At 73.4% G+C, this 16,383-nt stretch carries 18 protein-coding genes and 1 riboswitch; of the genes, 16 read left to right on the top strand and 2 right to left on the bottom strand.

The annotated features are described in order from the left end of the window. Window positions 1-190 precede the first annotated feature (190 nt). From lysA to JSQ78_RS04940, 12 genes are all read left to right on the top strand, one after another. Window positions 191-1,654, top strand: a complete 1,464-nt coding sequence (gene lysA, locus JSQ78_RS04995) for a diaminopimelate decarboxylase (RefSeq protein ID WP_211449876.1) — start codon at window positions 191-193, stop codon at window positions 1,652-1,654. Continuing rightward, window positions 1,651-2,958, top strand: a complete 1,308-nt coding sequence (locus JSQ78_RS04990) for a homoserine dehydrogenase (RefSeq protein ID WP_211449874.1) — start codon at window positions 1,651-1,653, stop codon at window positions 2,956-2,958. Before lysA ends, JSQ78_RS04990 begins: the two co-directional genes overlap by 4 nt. Window positions 2,959-2,969: 11 nt before the next feature. Next, window positions 2,970-4,055: a threonine synthase gene (thrC, locus tag JSQ78_RS04985; RefSeq protein WP_211449873.1), complete on the top strand. Its 1,086-nt coding sequence runs from the start codon at window positions 2,970-2,972 to the stop codon at window positions 4,053-4,055. A 17-nt stretch (window positions 4,056-4,072) separates the two neighbouring features. Further along, a complete protein-coding gene (gene thrB, locus JSQ78_RS04980) occupies window positions 4,073-5,047 on the top strand; it encodes a homoserine kinase (protein ID WP_211450519.1) in 975 nt (324 codons plus the stop codon). A gap of 139 nt (window positions 5,048-5,186) precedes the next feature. Continuing rightward, window positions 5,187-7,265 carry a transcription termination factor Rho gene (rho, locus tag JSQ78_RS04975; protein WP_249295928.1) on the top strand — a complete coding sequence of 693 codons (2,079 nt, stop codon included), beginning with the start codon at window positions 5,187-5,189 and terminating at the stop codon, window positions 7,263-7,265. 1 nt (window position 7,266) lies between these two features. Further along, window positions 7,267-8,346: a peptide chain release factor 1 gene (prfA, locus tag JSQ78_RS04970; RefSeq protein WP_211449871.1), complete on the top strand. Its 1,080-nt coding sequence runs from the start codon at window positions 7,267-7,269 to the stop codon at window positions 8,344-8,346. A 150-nt stretch (window positions 8,347-8,496) separates the two neighbouring features. Then, window positions 8,497-8,739 carry a PLDc N-terminal domain-containing protein gene (locus tag JSQ78_RS04965; RefSeq protein ID WP_211449869.1) on the top strand — a complete coding sequence of 81 codons (243 nt, stop codon included), beginning with the start codon at window positions 8,497-8,499 and terminating at the stop codon, window positions 8,737-8,739. Window positions 8,740-8,778: 39 nt separating this feature from the next. Then, window positions 8,779-9,240 (top strand): P-loop nucleotide/nucleoside kinase family protein, encoded by a 462-nt coding sequence (locus tag JSQ78_RS04960; RefSeq protein WP_211449867.1) that lies wholly within the window; start codon window positions 8,779-8,781, stop codon window positions 9,238-9,240. A gap of 15 nt (window positions 9,241-9,255) precedes the next feature. Further along, window positions 9,256-9,903 (top strand): carboxymuconolactone decarboxylase family protein, encoded by a 648-nt coding sequence (locus JSQ78_RS04955; protein ID WP_211449865.1) that lies wholly within the window; start codon window positions 9,256-9,258, stop codon window positions 9,901-9,903. Window positions 9,904-9,920: 17 nt separating this feature from the next. Beyond that, window positions 9,921-10,286 (top strand): hypothetical protein, encoded by a 366-nt coding sequence (locus tag JSQ78_RS04950; protein ID WP_211449864.1) that lies wholly within the window; start codon window positions 9,921-9,923, stop codon window positions 10,284-10,286. 21 nt (window positions 10,287-10,307) lie between these two features. Then, window positions 10,308-10,371, top strand: a riboswitch (guanidine-III (ykkC-III) riboswitch). Window positions 10,372-10,382: 11 nt separating this feature from the next. Further along, on the top strand, window positions 10,383-10,697 hold the full coding sequence (locus tag JSQ78_RS04945) for a DMT family transporter (RefSeq protein ID WP_211449862.1): 315 nt from the start codon (window positions 10,383-10,385) through the stop codon (window positions 10,695-10,697). Between the two features lies 1 nt (window position 10,698). Then, window positions 10,699-11,091, top strand: coding sequence for a DMT family transporter (locus tag JSQ78_RS04940; protein WP_211449860.1), 393 nt, complete (start codon window positions 10,699-10,701; stop codon window positions 11,089-11,091). Window positions 11,092-11,414: 323 nt separating this feature from the next. On the opposite strand, the gene epsC is transcribed toward JSQ78_RS04940, so the two are convergent. Together epsC and cysK are read right to left on the bottom strand one after the other, a co-directional pair. Further along, on the bottom strand, window positions 11,415-11,969 hold the full coding sequence (epsC, locus tag JSQ78_RS04935; RefSeq protein ID WP_211449858.1) for a serine O-acetyltransferase EpsC: 555 nt from the start codon (window positions 11,967-11,969) through the stop codon (window positions 11,415-11,417). 8 nt (window positions 11,970-11,977) lie between these two features. Beyond that, complete coding sequence (cysK, locus tag JSQ78_RS04930; protein ID WP_211449857.1) at window positions 11,978-12,907, bottom strand: cysteine synthase A; 930 nt, start codon at window positions 12,905-12,907, stop codon at window positions 11,978-11,980. A gap of 124 nt (window positions 12,908-13,031) precedes the next feature. On the opposite strand from cysK, the gene prmC reads away from it, so the two are divergent. Genes prmC through JSQ78_RS04910 form a run of 4 tightly spaced genes read left to right on the top strand, consistent with a single transcriptional unit; the run spans window position 13,032 to window position 16,253 of the window. Further along, on the top strand, window positions 13,032-13,892 hold the full coding sequence (gene prmC / locus JSQ78_RS04925; RefSeq protein WP_211449855.1) for a peptide chain release factor N(5)-glutamine methyltransferase: 861 nt from the start codon (window positions 13,032-13,034) through the stop codon (window positions 13,890-13,892). A 42-nt stretch (window positions 13,893-13,934) separates the two neighbouring features. Beyond that, entirely contained in the window at window positions 13,935-14,603 is a 669-nt protein-coding gene (locus JSQ78_RS04920) for an L-threonylcarbamoyladenylate synthase (protein ID WP_211449853.1), read from the top strand. A gap of 4 nt (window positions 14,604-14,607) precedes the next feature. Next, entirely contained in the window at window positions 14,608-15,795 is a 1,188-nt protein-coding gene (locus JSQ78_RS04915) for an MraY family glycosyltransferase (RefSeq protein ID WP_211449851.1), read from the top strand. Beyond that, a complete protein-coding gene (locus tag JSQ78_RS04910; RefSeq protein ID WP_211449849.1) occupies window positions 15,792-16,253 on the top strand; it encodes a Cg1360 family ATP-synthase-associated protein in 462 nt (153 codons plus the stop codon). Before JSQ78_RS04915 ends, JSQ78_RS04910 begins: the two co-directional genes overlap by 4 nt. Window positions 16,254-16,383 lie beyond the last annotated feature (130 nt).

Raw genomic sequence — 16,383 nt, 5'->3', positions numbered from 1 at the left:
TCGGCTTGCGGATGCGGTGGGCCGCGCAGGGAGTCGCCGCCGAGCGGCAGGATCGCCGCTGCTCGCGACGGCCGCGCGGCGCGCAGGCGCCGAGCGGCACCCGACCGTTGCCTAGGATGGAGGCAGAGCGCCACAAGCGCCGACGCCGCCTGCCCGTCAGGCCCACAGCCCCCCACCCGGACGGAGTCCCGTGCCGCATCCGCTCGCCCCGCACCTCACCGACGCGGGCGACCCCAACGCCCTCGCCGAGGGCGTCTGGCCCGCGTCGGCCGAGCGCGTCGACGGCGCGCTCCGCGTCGGCGGCGTCGACCTGGGCGCGATCGCGGCGCAGCACGGCACCCCCTTCCTGCTCGTCGACGAGACCGAGGTGCGCGCCCGGGCGCGACGCATCCGCGAGGCCTTCGAAGCCGCGTTCTCGCCCGAGGCCGGCGGCGCGGGCGTCGACGTCTACTACGCCGGCAAGGCGCTCCTCACCGGCGACGTCGCCCGCTGGATGCGGGGCGAGGGCCTCCGCATCGACGTGTGCACGGGCGGCGAGCTCGCGATCGCGTTGCGCGCCGGCGTCGAGCCCGCCCTCATCGGCTCGCACGGCAACAACAAGTCGCTCGCCGAGATCGAGGCGGGCGTCACCGCCGGCATCGGCACCTTCGTCATCGACTCGGCCATCGAGGTCGAGCGCATCGCCGCCGCCGCCGAGCGAGCGGGCCGCGTGCAGCGCGTGCGGCTGCGGATCTCGGTCGGCGTGCACGCCTCGACCCACGAGTTCCTCGCGACGAGCCACGAGGACCAGAAGTTCGGCATCCCGATCGACGAGGCGCCTGCGATCGTCGCGCGCATCCGCGAGCTGCCGAGCCTCGAGCTCGCGGGCCTCCACACACACATCGGCTCGCAGATCTTCGACCACTCGGGCTTCGCCGAGTCGGCGCGCCGCATGCTCGCGCTCCACGCTGCGCTGGGCGAGGGCGCACCGCTCCCCGAGCTCAACCTCGGCGGCGGCTTCGGCATCGCCTACACCGCCGCCGACAGCCCCGAGCCGATCGAGGCCATCGCGTCGAGGCTCGCGGATGCGGTGCGCACGACCGCGGGCGAGCTCGGCATCCCCGTGCCCAGGATCGCGATCGAGCCGGGCCGCTGGATCGTCGGCCCCGCCGGCGTCACCGTCTACTCGGTCGGCACCGTGAAGCCCGTGCGGCTCGCGGACGGCGCCCGCACCTACGTCGCCGTCGACGGCGGCATGAGCGACAACGCGCGCCCCGCGCTCTACGACGCGCAGTACTCTGCGCGGCTCGCGAACCGGGTCTCCGTCGCCGAGCCGACGCTCGTGCGCGTCGCGGGCCACCACTGCGAGTCAGGTGACATCGTCGTCGACGCCGAGTGGCTGCCCACCGACGTCGAGCCCGGCGACCTGCTCGCCGTCGCCGCGACCGGCGCCTACTGCCACTCGCTCGCCTCGAACTACAACGCGACGCCCCGCCCGCCCGTGCTCGCCGTCACCGACGGCGCCGTCCGCGTGCTCGTGCGCCGCGAGTCGATCGACGACGTGCTCTCGCGCGACGAGGGACTGCACCCGTCGGCGCCGCTGGCCGCCTCCCCGCCCGCCGGCACCGAAGCCCCGCGACCCGACGACGACACCACCGGAGCCGCATCCGCATGAACCACGACCGCACCGACCACTACCGATCGCTCCGCATCGCGCTGCTCGGCGCCGGCAGCGTCGGCTCCCAGGTCGCGCGCCTGCTGCTCGAGCACCGCGACGAGCTCGCCGCGCGCGTCGGCGCGCCGCTCGAGCTCATCGGCATCGGCGTGCGCGACGTCGCCGCGAAGCGCGACGTCGACCTGCCCGCAGCGCTGCTGACCGACGACCTCGGCACGCTCGTCGCGAGCGCCGACATCGTCGTCGAGCTGCTCGGCGGCATCGAGCCTGCCCGCTCGCTGCTGCTCGACGCGCTCGCCGCGGGCGCCGACGTCGTCACCGCCAACAAGGCGCTCATCGCCGCGCACGGCCCCGAGCTCTTCCGGGCCGCCGAGACCGTCGGCGCGCAGGTCAACTACGAGGCCGCGGTCGGCGGCGCGATCCCGATCATCCGCCCGCTCGAGCAGTCGCTCGCGGGCGACCGCGTCATGCGCGTCATGGGCATCGTCAACGGCACGACGAACTTCATCCTCGACCGCATGCACACCGAGGGCTCGACGCTCGAGGAGGCGCTCGCGATCGCGACGGAGCTCGGCTACGCCGAGGCCGACCCGACCGCCGACATCGAGGGCTTCGACGCGGCGAGCAAGGCGACGATCCTCGCCTCGCTCGCGTTCCACACCGTCGTGCCCGTCGAGGTCGTGCACCGGCAGGGCATCACGGGCGTGACGGATGCGATGGTCGAGCAGGCGGAGCGGAACGACCGGGTGCTCAAGCTCGTCGCCATCTGCGAGCGGCTCGCGGGCGAGGGCGGCGAGGCCGTCTCGGCCCGCGTGCATCCCGTCTCGCTGCCGGCGACGCATCCGCTCGCCGCCGTGCGCGAGGCGAAGAACGCCATCTTCGTCACCGCCGAGTCGGCGGGCGACCTCATGTTCTACGGCGCGGGCGCGGGTGGCCCCGAGACGGCTTCGGCCGTGCTCGGCGATCTCGTCTCGATCGCACGCCGGCACGTGCTGGGCGGCCCGGGCACCGCGGCGTCGACGCACGCCGACTTGGCCGTCGCGCCGTTCGGCGACGTGCTCGCGCGGCACGAGCTCGCGCTCACCGTCGTCGACCGCCCCGGCGTGCTCGCGGGCGTGGCCGGGCTCTTCGCCGAGCATGGCGTCTCGGTCGAGTCGGTGCGGCAGGACCCGGCCGACGGCGAGGCATCGCTCGTGCTCGGCACCCACACCGCGAGCGAGGCCCGCATCGCGGCCGTGCTCGACGCGCTCGAGGCGCACCCCGACGTGGAGCGGATCGACAGCGTGATCCGGCTCATCGACTAGGAGGAATGACGATGGCGAACCAGGGCCAGCGCAACCAGTGGCGCGGCGTGCTGCGCGAGTGGGCGGACGTGCTCGACGTGGGCGACGCGTCGACGGTCGTGACGCTCGGCGAGGGCGGCACCCCGCTCATCGAGTCGAAGGCGCTCTCGGCGATGACCGACGCGCGCGTGCTCGTGAAGTTCGAGGGCCTCAACCCCACCGGCTCCTTCAAGGACCGCGGCATGACGGTCGCGATCTCGCGCGCGATCGAGCGCGGCGCGAAGGCGATCGCGTGCGCCTCGACCGGCAACACGTCGGCCTCGGCCGCCGCCTACGCCGCCGCCGCGGGCATCCAGGCGATCGTGCTCGTGCCCGAGGGCCGCATCTCGATGGGCAAGCTCGCCCAGTCGGTCGTGCACGGCGCGCGCATCGTCCAGGTGCGCGGCAACTTCGACGACTGCCTCGAGATCTCGAAGGAGCTCGCCGAGCGCTACCCCGTGCACCTCGTCAACTCGGTGAACGACGACCGCATCGAGGGGCAGAAGACGGCCGCGCTCGAGATCGTCGACGTGCTCGGCGACGCGCCCGACATCCACTGCATCCCGGTCGGCAACGCCGGCAACATCTCGAGCTACTGGCGCGGCTACTCGCTCGCCGAGACCGAGGGCTGGGCGACGAAGCGCCCGCAGATGCTCGGCTTCCAGGCCGCCGGCGCCGCCCCCATCGTGCGCGGCGAGGTCGTGCGCGAGCCCGACACGGTCGCGACCGCGATCCGCATCGGCAACCCCGCCTCGTGGCAGCAAGCGCTCGAGGCGCGCGACGCCTCGGGCGGCCACATCGGCGCGATCGACGACGCCGCGATCCTCCGCGCGCAGCGGCTGCTCGCCTCCTCGACCGGCGTCTTCGTCGAGCCCGCCTCGGCCATCTCGGTCGCTGGCCTGCTCGAGCGCCACGCCGCGGGGCAGATCCCGGCCGGCTCGACGGTCGCGCTCACGGTCACGGGCCACGGCCTCAAGGACGCGCAGTGGGGCCTCAAGCTCGACGACGGCTCCGACGCCGCGCCCGAGTCGGCCGACGCCGACACCGCGCAGGTCGCTGCGCTCCTGGGCCTGTCGTGAGCGACGCGGTCTCGGGCATGGCGGATGCGTCGGGTCGCGTGGTTCCGGTGGGCCGGGCCGTGCGCGTGCGCGTCCCCGCCACGAGCGCCAACCTCGGCCCGGGCTTCGACACGCTCGGCCTCGCCCTCAACGTGCACGATGAGCTCGAGGTCACGGCGACGGCGTCGGGCGTGACCGTCGAGGTCTCCGGCGTCGGCGAGGGCTCGGGGGAGGGCGCCGTGCCGACCGACGAGTCGAACCTCGTCGCGCGCGCCGCGCTGCACGTCTTCGACCGCGTGGGCGTGCCCGCACCGGGCCTCGCGCTCGAGGCGACCAACAGCATCCCCCACGGCCGTGGGCTCGGGTCGTCGGGCGCCGCGATCGTCTCGGGCGTGCTCGCCGCGAAGGGACTCCTCGAGGGCGTCGTCGACATCTCGGACGAGGATGTGCTGCGCTTCGCGACCGAGCTCGAGGGCCACCCCGACAACGTCGCGCCGGCGATCTTCGGCGGCCTCACGATCGCGTGGGTCGACGAGACCGGCCCGCGCCACAAGCAGCTCGCCGTGCACCGCGGCGTCTCGCTGCTCGTCGCCGTGCCCGAGGCGACGATGTCGACGAAGCTCGCGCGCAGCCTCCAGCCCGAGGCCGTGCCGCACGCCGACGCCGTCTTCAACCTCTCGCGCTCGGCGCTGCTCGTCGCGGCGCTCACGCAGAGCCCCGAGCTGCTGCTCGACGCGACCGAGGACCGGCTGCACCAGACCTACCGCGCGAGCGCGATGCCCGAGACGAGCGCCCTCATCGGCGAGCTGCGGGCCGCGGGCCACCCTGCCGTCGTCTCGGGCGCGGGACCCTCGGTGCTCGTGCTCGCCTCCGACCCCGCGGCCCGGCTCGAAGCCGCGCGGATCGTCGAGCAGCGCTCCGCCGCGCCGGGTACCGGCTGGCACGCGCGCCTGCTGGCCGTCGACATCCGCGGTGGTACAGTGGACGCCATCCCCACCAGCGCCGCGGCCTAGCCGCGCGGGGGGACTTCTTGACTCCACTCTCCGCAATCTGAAGCGCCCGTCGACCGAACCGGCCGTGAGCGCAGCGCGAGACATGGTCCCACGCCCGCGACCATCGCGCGCGGGCCGACATCGTAAGGAGCACTCGCACATGACGAGCGAGATCACCGACAGCATTGCCGCGGCAGAGGCCGCACCCGAGGCTTCCGCATCCGAGCAGTCCGCCGAGGCGCCCGCCGCGCCCAAGCGCCGCTCGCGTCGCGCGTCGACGGCGACCGTGACCGCAGAGCCGGCCAAGGCCGACGCCGCCCCCGCCGAGGCGCCCGCCGCTGACGCGCAGCCGGCCGCCGAGCCTGCTGCAGCCGAGTCCGGTGCCGAGCCGACCGGCGAGGCAGAGGCGCCCGCCGCGACGAAGCGCCGCGCGCCCGCACGCCGCAAGAAGGCGGCTCCCGCCGCCGAGGAGGAGGCGACGGCCGAGGCAGCGCCCGCCGACGCCGCGCCCGCCGACGCCCCGGCTTCGGACGCGCAGGCCACCGAGCAGCAGCCCGAGGCGCCCGCCGCCGAGCAGGCGACCGAGCAGAGCGCTGCCGAGGAGACCACCGAGCAGTCCGCCGACGAGCAGGCCGAGGCGCCCGCGCGCGGCCGCCGCTCGCCGCGCGCGAGCCGCTCGCGCAAGGCCGCCGACGCGCCCGCCGAGCAGGCCGACGCACCCGCGGGCGACGCCGAGCAGGTCGCCCCCGCAGCCGATGCCGAGAGCGGCACGACGGACGACGCATCCGACGCCGACGAGCAGCAGCAGAGCCGTCAGGATGGCGAGCAGCAGCGCGAGGGCACCTCCCGCCGCCGCCGCTCGCGCGGCAAGGGCTCGCAGCAGCAGGACGAGCAGGACTCGGACGACGACGACGAGTCGTCGCGCCGCGGCCGGGGCCGCGGTCAGAACGGCCAGAACAACCAGAACAACCAGCGCGGCCAGCAGCCCAAGCAGCAGCAGGACGACGAGGGCTCGCGCCGCGGCCGTGGCCGAGGTCGAGACCGCCAGCGCACGCTGGGCCAGGACGCCGAGCCTGAGATCCGCGAGGACGACGTGCTGCTGCCCGTCGCCGGCATCCTCGACGTGCTCGACAACTACGCGTTCGTGCGCACCTCCGGCTACCTCCCGGGACAGAACGACGTCTACGTCTCGCTCGCGCAGGTGAAGAAGCACGGCCTGCGCAAGGGCGACGCCGTCGTCGGCGCCATCAAGCAGCCGCGCGAGGGCGAGCAGCACTCGAGCCGCCAGAAGTTCAACGCGCTCGTGCGCGTCGACTCGATCAACGGCATGTCGAGCGAGGATGCGCTGAACCGCGTCGAGTTCTCGAAGCTCACGCCGCTGTACCCGCAGGAGCGCCTGCGCCTCGAGACGACGCAGAACAAGCTCTCGACGCGCGTCATCGACCTCGTCGCGCCGATCGGCAAGGGCCAGCGCGGCCTCATCGTCTCGCCGCCCAAGGCCGGCAAGACCCTCGTGATGCAGGCCATCGCGAACGCGATCGCCGAGAACAACCCCGAGGTGCACCTCATGATCGTGCTCGTCGACGAGCGCCCCGAGGAGGTCACCGACTTCCAGCGCACCGTCAAGGGCGAGGTCATCGCGTCGACCTTCGACCGGCCCGCCGAGGACCACACGATCGTCGCTGAGCTCGCGATCGAGCGCGCGAAGCGGCTCGTCGAGCTCGGCCACGACGTCGTCGTGCTGCTCGATGGCATCACGCGGCTCGGCCGCGCCTACAACCTCTCCGCCCCGCCGTCGGGACGCATCCTCTCGGGTGGCGTCGACTCGAGCGCGCTCTACCCGCCGAAGAAGTTCTTCGGCGCCGCGCGCAACATCGAGCACGGCGGCTCGCTCACCATCCTCGCGACCGCGCTCGTCGAGACGGGCTCGAAGATGGACGAGGTGATCTTCGAGGAGTTCAAGGGCACCGGCAACATGGAGCTGCGCCTCTCGCGCAACATGGCCGACAAGCGCATCTTCCCCGCCGTCGACGTCAACGCCTCCGGCACGCGCCGCGAGGAGATGCTCATGGGCGTCGAGGAGACGAAGGTCATGTGGAAGCTGCGGCGCGCGCTCGCGGGCCTCGAGACGCAGCAGGCGCTCGAGCTCGTGCTCAAGCAGCTCAAGGAGACGCAGTCGAACGTCGAGTTCCTCATGAAGGTCTCGAAGTCGGTGCCCGGCCAGCACGACAAGGACTGAGGTGTTCGAGTCGGTCTCGGGCCTCCTCGCCGAGCACGCCGACCTCGAGTCGCAGCTCGCCGACCCGGCGCTGCACGCCGATGCCGGGCGTGCGCGCCGGGTGAACCGGCGCTACGCCGAGCTCAGCCAGGTCAAGGCGGCGCACGAGCGCTGGCGCGCGAGCGTCGACGACCTCGCGGCGGCGCGAGAGCTCGCCCGCGAGGACGAGGCGTTCGCCGAGGAGGTGCCGGCGCTCGAGGAGGCCGCGCACGAGGCGGAGGAGCGGCTGCGCCGCCTCCTCATCCCGCGCGACCCCGACGACGGCCGCGACGTCATCATGGAGGTCAAGGGCGGCGAGGGCGGCGAGGAGTCGGCGCTCTTCGCGGCCGACCTCGTGCGCATGTACTCGCACTACGCGACGAGCCGCGGCTGGAAGGTCGAGATGCTCGAGTCGACGCCCTCCGACATGGGCGGCTTCAAGGACGTGCAGATCGCGATCAAGGGCTCCTCGAACGATCCCGCCGAGGGCGTCTGGGCGTCGCTCAAGTACGAGGGCGGCGTGCACCGCGTGCAGCGCGTGCCCGCGACGGAGACGCAGGGACGCATCCACACCTCCACGACCGGCGTGCTCGTCTTCCCCGAGGTCGACGAGCCCGAGGAGGTGCAGATCGACCAGAACGACCTGAAGATCGACGTCTTCCGATCGTCGGGCCCCGGCGGCCAGTCGGTCAACACGACCGACTCGGCGGTGCGCATCACGCACGTGCCGACCGGCATCGTCGTGTCGATGCAGAACGAGAAGAGCCAGCTGCAGAACCGCGAGGCGGCGATGCGCGTGCTGCGCGCCCGCCTGCTCGCGAAGCAGCAGGAAGAGCTCGACGCGGCCGCGTCCGACGCGCGCCGCTCGCAGATCCGCGGCATGGACCGCTCCGAGCGCATCCGCACCTACAACTTCCCCGAGAACCGCATCGCCGACCACCGCACGGGGTTCAAGGCCTACAACCTCGACACGGTCATGGACGGCGCGCTGCAGCCCGTCATCGACTCGTGCATCGCGGCCGACGAGGAGGCGCGGCTCGCGGCCCTCGGCGGCGACGCCTGACCCGCCGCTGCGAGCGTCGCGGGCATGACCGCGCGACGACCGCTCGGCATGCGTCACGATCGACTCGACGTCCGCGGACATCGGCTCGGTCATCCGGGTCGACGTGCGCTGAGGCGGACCACCGGGGCGTGCGGCTGCTAGCGTCACGGCATGCTCACCACCGCCGCGAACCCGCTCCTCCCCGCCGGCTACGACGTCGTGTGGACGATCGCGCTGCTGGCGATCGCGAGCCTCGCGGTCGTCGCGATCGCGCAGCTCGTGCGGGCCGCGGAGATCCGCGGCACCGAGGCGGCGATCTGGGTGCTCGTGATCCTCGCGCTGCCGGTCGTCGGCCCGATCGCGTGGTTCGCGGTGCGGCCGCACCGACGGGCAGAGCGCGCGCTCCGAGCCTGAGCCGCCGCCTCGGCGGCGCGCGCGGCTAGGCTCGCGCGCATGGCGCTCGTCACGCTGCTGTGCGGCCCCGCCTGCGCGGGCAAGACGACGATCGCGCGCGGCCTCGAGGCCGCCGGCGCGCGCGTGCTCTCCTACGACCGCGAGGCGTGGGCTCGCGGCGTGCGAGACGGCAAGCCGACCCGCGAGCTCGTCGAGCAGATCGACGCCGACTTCCTGCGGCGGCTCGAGGGCGCCGTGCTCGCCGACCGCGACGTCGTGCTCGACGCGTCGCTCTCGACGCGGGCGGTGCGGGATCGGTGGCGGATGCGCTGCGGCGCGATGGGCGTGAGCGTCGAGATCGTCGTCGTGCGCGCGCCGCTGCCGAGGCTCCTCGAGCGCCTCCACGAGCGCGAGCCGGGCCCCGACTCCGTCGTGCTGGACGACGAGGCGCTGCGCGCCTACGTCGAGGGCTTCGAGTGGCCGGGGCCCGGAGAGGCTCACCGCCTCGTCGAGACCGGCTGATCCGGTGCCCCAGGCATGGACGACGCATCCGCCGCGCCCTACGCTGGCGCCGAGCGAGGAGGCGGCATGGGCGCGTTCGTGGGGGAGCCGGCGCCGAGCGCGGCGGTCGAGGCGATGTACGGCGACGACCTCGAGGGCGACGGCTACGTCATGAACCTCACGCGCGTGTGGGCGCACGCGCCCGAGGTGCACGACGCGTGGACGGCGTTCGCGACCGCCTCCGCCGAGGCGGCGAGGCTCGGCTTCCGGCTCAAGGGCGTCGTCGTCAGCGCGCTCGCGGGGGCGCTGCGCGACTCCTACTGCTCGTTCGCCTGGGGAGGCAGGCTCGCGCGTGCGAGCGATCCGGCGACCGCGGCCGCGGTGCTGCGCGGCGAGGAGGCGGCCGGCGGCAGCGCGCTCGATGTCTCGGAGCGCGTGATCGCCGCGTGGGCGCGCCGGCTCGCGCGCGACCCCAACAGCACGACCGCGGACGACGTCGCCGCGCTCCGCGACGTCGGCCTCGACGACCGGACGATCGTCGCGCTCACCGCCTACATCGCCGCGCGCATCGCGTTCTCGACCGTGAACGACGCGCTCGGCGCGCTCCCTGATGCCGAGCTGCACGCATCCGCCCCCGGTGCCGTGCGCGACGCGATCACGTGGGGGAGGGCGCCCGCGAGCTGACGTGCCAGGATCGAGGCATGGAAGTCGCCCTGATGGCCGTCGGCTCGGTGCTGCTCGCGCTCGGCGCGATCGCCATCGCGATCGTCGTGCACGCGATCGGCCTCGGCCGCGTCGTTTCGACGGGCGTGCTCGGCCTGCCGGGCAAGCGGCTGCGGGCGGATGCGTTCACCTACCGGAGCGCGCACCGCGCGGCGACGCCGCTCACCTGGCTCGCAGGCTCGGTCGCCGCCGTCGCGGCCATCGGCGCCCTCGTCGCGGCCTTCGCGGCAGGCGTCGAGGAGTGGGCGGTGCTCGCCGTGCTCGCCGCGATCGTGCTCGTCGTCGGGCTCGTGCTCGCGACCTGGCGGGCGCACGCGTCGCTCGCCGCCGACCGGCCCGACTGAGCCCCGGTTGCTACCCTGGAGGCTGGATCCGACGCCGGATCCGCGGACGAGGGAGCTGTACCCGCAGCGCGACAAGACGGCCAGTGGGGACTCGTCATGTCTTGGGTGATCCTGATCGCCTCCGGCCTCCTCGAGGCCGTCTGGGCGGCTGCGATGCAGTCGTCGAAGGGCTTCCGCAAGTGGCGGCCGACCGTGCTGTTCGTCGTCGCGATGGCCGCGTCGATGGGCGGGCTCGCGTGGGCGATGCTCGAGATCGCGACAGGCACGGCGTATGCGGTGTGGGTCGGCGTGGGAGCGGTCGCGACCGTGGTCCTGCAGGTCGCGCGCGGCAAGGAGCGGCTGACGCTCGTGCGCTCGCTGCTGCTCGTGCTGCTCGTCGGCTGCCTCGTCGGCCTGAAGCTGGTGAGCTGACATGCGCCGCGGAACCGCGTGGGCCGTGCTGCTCGTGAGCGCCGTGCTCGAGGCCGTCTGGGCGACGGCGCTCGGGCAGTCGGAGGGCTTCTCGCGGCCCGTGCCGACGGTCGTGTTCGCGATCGCGGCGGTCGCGAGCTTCATCGGCCTCGAGCGGGCGGTGCAGACGATCCCGCTCGCGACGGGCTACGCCGTCTGGACGGGCGTGGGTGGCGCGCTCACGGTGATCTGGGCGCTCGCGACCGGCGCGCAGCCCTGGAACCCGCTCATGCTGCTCTTCCTCGCCGGCATCCTCGTCGCGGTCGCCGGCCTCGCGCTCACCGAGCGCTCGGACCCAGCCGAGGCCACCGCGTCCGCCGCCACCGCCCGGCCGTCCGGCGCCGCAGGCCCGTGAGCGGTCAGCTCCGCGTCTGACAGGTCACTTCCGCGTCTGAGCGGTCACTTCCGCGTCTGACAGGTCACTTCCGCGTCTGAGCGGTCACTTCCGCGTGCGAATGGTCATTTCCGCGTCTGAGCGGTCACCCATCTGAGCCGCCGCCGCGACGCGTGGCGAGGCTGCGTCCGCCACAAGCTGCTGGCTCGCAGGCGGAGTTGACCGCTCGCAGGCCGGAGTGACCGTTCGCGGGCGGAAGTGACCGTTCGCGGGCGGAAGTGACCGTTCGCGGGCGGAAGTGACCGTTCGCGGGCGGAAGTGACCGCTCGAGGAGCGGCAGGCGCTCAGATCGAGTACTCGATGTGCGGCAGCTCCGCGGGCGACGTGCCGCCGACCGGCTTCGCGGGCATGCCGACGAGCGTGACGCCAGACGGCGCGTCCTTCAGGACGACGGCGTTCGCGCCCACCTTGACGTCGTCGCCGAGCGCGATCGGTCCGAGGATCTTCGCGCCGGCCCCGACGAGCACGCGGTGCCCGAGCGTCGGGTGGCGCTTGACCGCAGCGTTCGCCGTGCCGCCGAGCGTGACGCCGTGGTAGAGCATGACGTCATCGCCGGTCTCGGCCGTCTCGCCGATGACGACGCCCATGCCGTGGTCGATGAAGAACCGCCGCCCGAGTCGCGCGCCCGGGTGGATCTCGACCCCGGTCATGAACCGCGCGACCTGGCTGCCGGCGCGCGCGAGCGAGCGCGCACCGGCGTGCCAGAGGCGGTGATGGATGCGGTGGGCCCACACCGCGTGCAGGGTCGAGTAGGTGAGCGCGATCGTCAGCGCGCCGCGAGCGGCGGGGTCGTGCCGCTTCGCGTTCTCGATGTCCTCGCGGATGTTGAGCAGGCCCACCGTGCTCCTCAGGCCAGGTCGGCGAAGATCGGCATCGAGAGGTAGCGCTCGCCCGTGTCGCACACGACCGCGACGATCGTCTTGCCGGCCGACTCGGGGCGGCGCGCGATCTCGAGCGCGGCCCACACGATCGCGCCCGAGGAGATGCCGGCGAAGATGCCGTCCCGCGCCGCGAGCTCGCGGCCGACGCGCACGGCGTCGTCGAGCTCGACGTCGATCACCTCGTCGTAGACGTCGGTGTCGAGCAGCGCCGGCACGAAGTTCGCGCCGAGCCCCTGGATCTTGTGCGGGCCCGCCTGGCCCTTGGTCAGCAGCGGCGAATCCGCGGGCTCGACGGCGACGAGGTGCAGCTCGGGCTTGAGCTCCTTGAGGCGGCCGCCCGCGCCCGTGACCGTGCCGCCCGTGCCCACGCCCGAGACGAAGACGTCGACGTCGCCGTCGGTGTCGGCCCAGATCTCCTCGGCGGTCGTCTCGCGGTGCACCTTGACGTTCGCCTCGTTCTCGAACTGGCGCGCGAGGATCGCGCCGGGCGTCTCGGCGACGATCTGCTGCGCGCGCTCCACGGCGCCGCGCATGCCGTCGGGGCCGGGCGTGAGCACGAGCTCGGCGCCGTAGGCCTTGAGGATGTTGCGCCGCTCCACCGACATCGTCTCCGGCATCGAGAGGATCACCCGGTAGCCGCGGGCCGCGCCGACGAAGGCGAGTGCGATGCCCGTGTTGCCGCTCGTGCCCTCGACGATCGTCCCACCCGGCTGCAGCTCGCCCGACGCCTCGGCGGCGTCGATGATCGCGCGGCCGATGCGGTCCTTCACGGAACCCGCGGGGTTGAAGGACTCCATCTTGACGAGCACGGTCGCGTGCGTGTCGTTCGTGCGGCCGAGCCGCACGAGGGGAGTGCCGCCGATCGTGGCCGTGATGTCGTCGAAGATGCGCGCCATTCGCTTTCCTTTCATCGGGTTGAAGCCAGGGTTCTCACTGTATCGGCCTCACGCTGAGCAACCGCTCGCACCGCCCTGCGCATTCCCGCACGTCGCTGATGGCTGCTCGGGTTAGCGTGATGGCGTGCATCCCTCCTCCGTCTCCGACGCCGTGCGCGACGCCCGCGCCCGGCTCTCCGCGGTCGGCATCGACGGTCCCGACGCCGAGCTGCTCGCCGCGTGGGCGTCGGGCTCGTCGTTCGGCGAGCTGCGCGTCGACATGGCGATGGGCCGTGCGTTCGAGGCGGATGCGCTCGCGCGGTTCGCGCGCGCCGTCGCGCGTCGCGAGGCCCGCGAGCCGCTCCAGCACATCACGGGCACCGCGCCGTTCCGCCACGTCGACCTGCTCGTCGGCCCCGGGGTCTTCACGCCACGGCCCGAGACGGAGCTGCTCGTCGACGTCGCGCTCCGCCACCTCCGCCGGGCCGAGGCGCCACTCGTGCTCGACGTCGGCACGGGCAGCGGCGCCGTCGCGATCGCGATCGCGCGGGAGTCGGGCGCTCGCGTCGTGGCGGTCGAGCGGAGCCCCGCTGCGTACGTCTGGGCGCGCCGCAACTTCGATGAGCTCGCGCCCGACGCGGCGCTCGTGCACGCCGACGCGCGCGACCTCGCGGCGCTCGCCTCCGTGGGCGTCACGCCCGGCTCCCTGACGGCGTTCGTGAGCAACCCGCCCTACGTGCCCGACGCATCCGTGCCCCTCGACCACGAGGTGCGGGGCTTCGACCCGCACGCCGCCCTCTACTCCGGTGCCGACGGGCTCGACCTCATCCGCAGCCTCGCGCCGCTCGCCGCCGACCTGCTCGCGCCCGGCGGGCTCGTGGCGTTCGAGCATGCCGAGCACCAGGGGGAGGCGATCCGCGAGATGCTCGCGGATGCGGGCTTCACCCAGGCGAGGACGCTCCAGGATCTCGCCGGTCGAGACCGGGTGACGACCGCGATCCGCTGAGGCGGCGGCTTCCAGCTCCACCGCGCGAACTACCATGGGAGCGTGCCCGCGCTCTACGACTGCTCCGACCCCGCGTCCCTCCTCGACGGCATCCGCGCGGCTCGCACAGCCATCGCGGCGGGGAAGAGCATCGTCATCCCGACCGACACGGTCTACGGCATCGCGGCCGACGCGTTCTCGCACGAGGCCGTCGCGGGGCTGCTCGCCGCGAAGGGCCGCGACCGCGGCTTCCCGCCGCCCGTGCTCGTCGCCGACCGGCACATGGCGGCGGCGCTCGCCGAGCGGGTGCCTGCCGAGCTCGAGCCGCTGCTCGACGCGCACTGGCCCGGCCCGCTCACGGTGATCCTGCGCGCCCAGCCCTCGCTCACGTGGGACCTCGGCGACACGGGCGGCACCGTCGCGATCCGCGTGCCCGACCACCCCATCGCGATCGGCCTGCTGCGCGAGACAGGCCCGCTCGCCGTCTCGAGCGCCAACCTCCACGGCATGCCCGCGCCCACCGAGGCCGCGGCGGCCGCCGAGATGCTCGGCGACCGCGTGGCGCTCGTGCTCGACGCCGGCACCGTCGGCGGAGCGGCAGCGCCGGGGGAGCAGAACGGCTCGACGATCCTCGACTGCTCGACCGACGGCGTCGCCCGCATCGTGCGCCAGGGGGTGCTGCCGCGCGCGACGATCGCCGCCGCGCTCGGCGACCTGCTCGCCTCGGGGTGATGCCGTGATCTTCCTGCTGATCGCCGCGGTCGCGGCCGTCGTGACGTTCGTCGCGAGCCGTGTCGTGCTCCGTCTCGCGCTCCGCCACGGCATCCACCCGCCGGTGCGCGAGCGCGACGTGCACTCGCGCCCCACGCCGCGGCTCGGCGGCGCGGCGATGTGCATCGGCGTGATCGCCGCACTCGCGGTCGCGTCGTTCGTGCCCGAGTTCGCGGGCGTGTTCGCCGAGCCCGTGCGCGTGTGGACGCTGCTCGGCGGCGCGATCGCCATCTGCGCCATCGGCGTGCTCGACGACCTCGTCGACCTCGACTGGATGCTGAAGCTCGGTGCCCAGATCCTCGTCGCGACGGGCGTCGCGCTCTTCGGCGTGCAGATCGTGAGCCTGCCGATCGCGGGCATCGTCGTGCCGTCGGCGACGATGGCGATCTCGCTCACCGTGCTCATCATCGTGCTCGTCATGAACGCGGTGAACTTCATCGACGGCCTCGACGGGCTCGTGGCGGGCACGACGATCATCGGCTCGACGGCCTTCTTCGGCTACATCTGGATGATCAGCCAGAACTTCGCGCAGCAGAACGCCTACTTCTCGCTCGCGAGCCTCATCACCTCGATCATCGTCGGCGTCTGCGTCGGCTTCCTGCCAGTCAACTGGCACCCTGCGCGGATGTTCATGGGCGACGGCGGCGCGCTCATGCTCGGGCTGCTGACCGCGGCGAGCGCGATCGCCGTCACGGGCCAGATCGACGTCGGCACGATGGGCGGCCGGAGCCAGATCCTGCCCGCCTTCATCCCGGTGCTGCTGCCGCTCGCGATCCTGCTGCTGCCGCTCACCGACTTCGCGCTCGCCGTCATCCGCCGGGTGGCGAACGGCAACAGCCCGTTCGCAGCCGACCGGCGCCACCTGCACCACCGGCTGCTCGACATGGGCCACTCGCACCTCGGCGCAGTGCTCATCTTCTACTCGTGGACCGCCGTCGTCTCGATCGGCTGCCTGCTCTTCCTCATCGTCCAGTGGTGGGTGGCCGTCGGTATCATGGTGCTCGGGTTCCTCGTGTGCGCCCTGCTCACGGCCGCGCCCGTCGGTCGCAGGGTCTGGCGCACGTTCCTGCGGGTGATGCGCGAACGCCGCGCTCGCCGCTCCGGACTCCAGCCGACCAGCGCCAGCATCGACTCCCAGGGGGACTCCCGGTGAACACCACCCAGATCATGCAGCGGATCCTCGTGTGGGGCGCGGTCCTCGCGGCCGCGGTCGCGGTCATCGGCGGCGTCGTCGGCTGGGTGCTCGCCGAGGGTGCGGGCCTCGCCTCGGCGCTCGTGGGCACCGCGCTCGCGATCGTCTTCTGCATGCTCACGGCCGGCAGCATCCTGCTCGCCCTCAAGGCGTCGCGGGGCCAGATGGTCTCCGGGGCGTTCTTCGGGATCGTGCTCGGCGGCTGGCTGCTGAAGTTCGTGCTGTTCATCGTGCTCGTCTTCGTGCTCGGGGACCAGGACTGGCTGCACCGCGGCGTCGCGTTCGGCGCGCTCGTCGCGGCCGTCATCGGCTCGCTCGTCATCGACTGCGTCGTGATCGCCACGAGCCGGCAGCCCGTGATCGACAGCGCCGCCGACGACGAGACCCAGGGCCGGCCGGCCTCCGGCACCCGCGCGTGAGCGCCGCAGGACGTCGAGCCATCCCGATCCCCTCTGATAGAGTCGTTACCGTTCCCCCAACTGCGCCGCTCTTCTCCGAGCGCGTCTGCGCGAGGGGGCGCACCGACGTCAAGAAGGCGCCAGGCGCCAC

This window comes from Agrococcus sp. Marseille-Q4369, assembly GCF_018308945.1.
Taxonomy (GTDB): domain Bacteria; phylum Actinomycetota; class Actinomycetes; order Actinomycetales; family Microbacteriaceae; genus Agrococcus.
The sequence above is the reverse complement of the archived record's forward strand: the minus strand, read 5'-3'. Positions and strand labels throughout refer to the sequence as shown.

Coding starts and splice junctions, on each gene's coding strand:
- JSQ78_RS04990 (WP_211449874.1), top strand. CDS start 1,651: ATGAACCACGACCGCACCGACCACTACCGATCGCTCCGCATCGCGCTG.
- thrC (WP_211449873.1), top strand. CDS start 2,970: ATGGCGAACCAGGGCCAGCGCAACCAGTGGCGCGGCGTGCTGCGCGAG.
- thrB (WP_211450519.1), top strand. CDS start 4,073: ATGGCGGATGCGTCGGGTCGCGTGGTTCCGGTGGGCCGGGCCGTGCGC.
- rho (WP_249295928.1), top strand. CDS start 5,187: ATGACGAGCGAGATCACCGACAGCATTGCCGCGGCAGAGGCCGCACCC.
- JSQ78_RS04965 (WP_211449869.1), top strand. CDS start 8,497: ATGCTCACCACCGCCGCGAACCCGCTCCTCCCCGCCGGCTACGACGTC.
- JSQ78_RS04960 (WP_211449867.1), top strand. CDS start 8,779: ATGGCGCTCGTCACGCTGCTGTGCGGCCCCGCCTGCGCGGGCAAGACG.
- JSQ78_RS04955 (WP_211449865.1), top strand. CDS start 9,256: ATGGACGACGCATCCGCCGCGCCCTACGCTGGCGCCGAGCGAGGAGGC.
- JSQ78_RS04950 (WP_211449864.1), top strand. CDS start 9,921: ATGGAAGTCGCCCTGATGGCCGTCGGCTCGGTGCTGCTCGCGCTCGGC.
- JSQ78_RS04945 (WP_211449862.1), top strand. CDS start 10,383: ATGTCTTGGGTGATCCTGATCGCCTCCGGCCTCCTCGAGGCCGTCTGG.
- JSQ78_RS04940 (WP_211449860.1), top strand. CDS start 10,699: ATGCGCCGCGGAACCGCGTGGGCCGTGCTGCTCGTGAGCGCCGTGCTC.
- cysK (WP_211449857.1), bottom strand. CDS start 12,907: ATGGCGCGCATCTTCGACGACATCACGGCCACGATCGGCGGCACTCCC.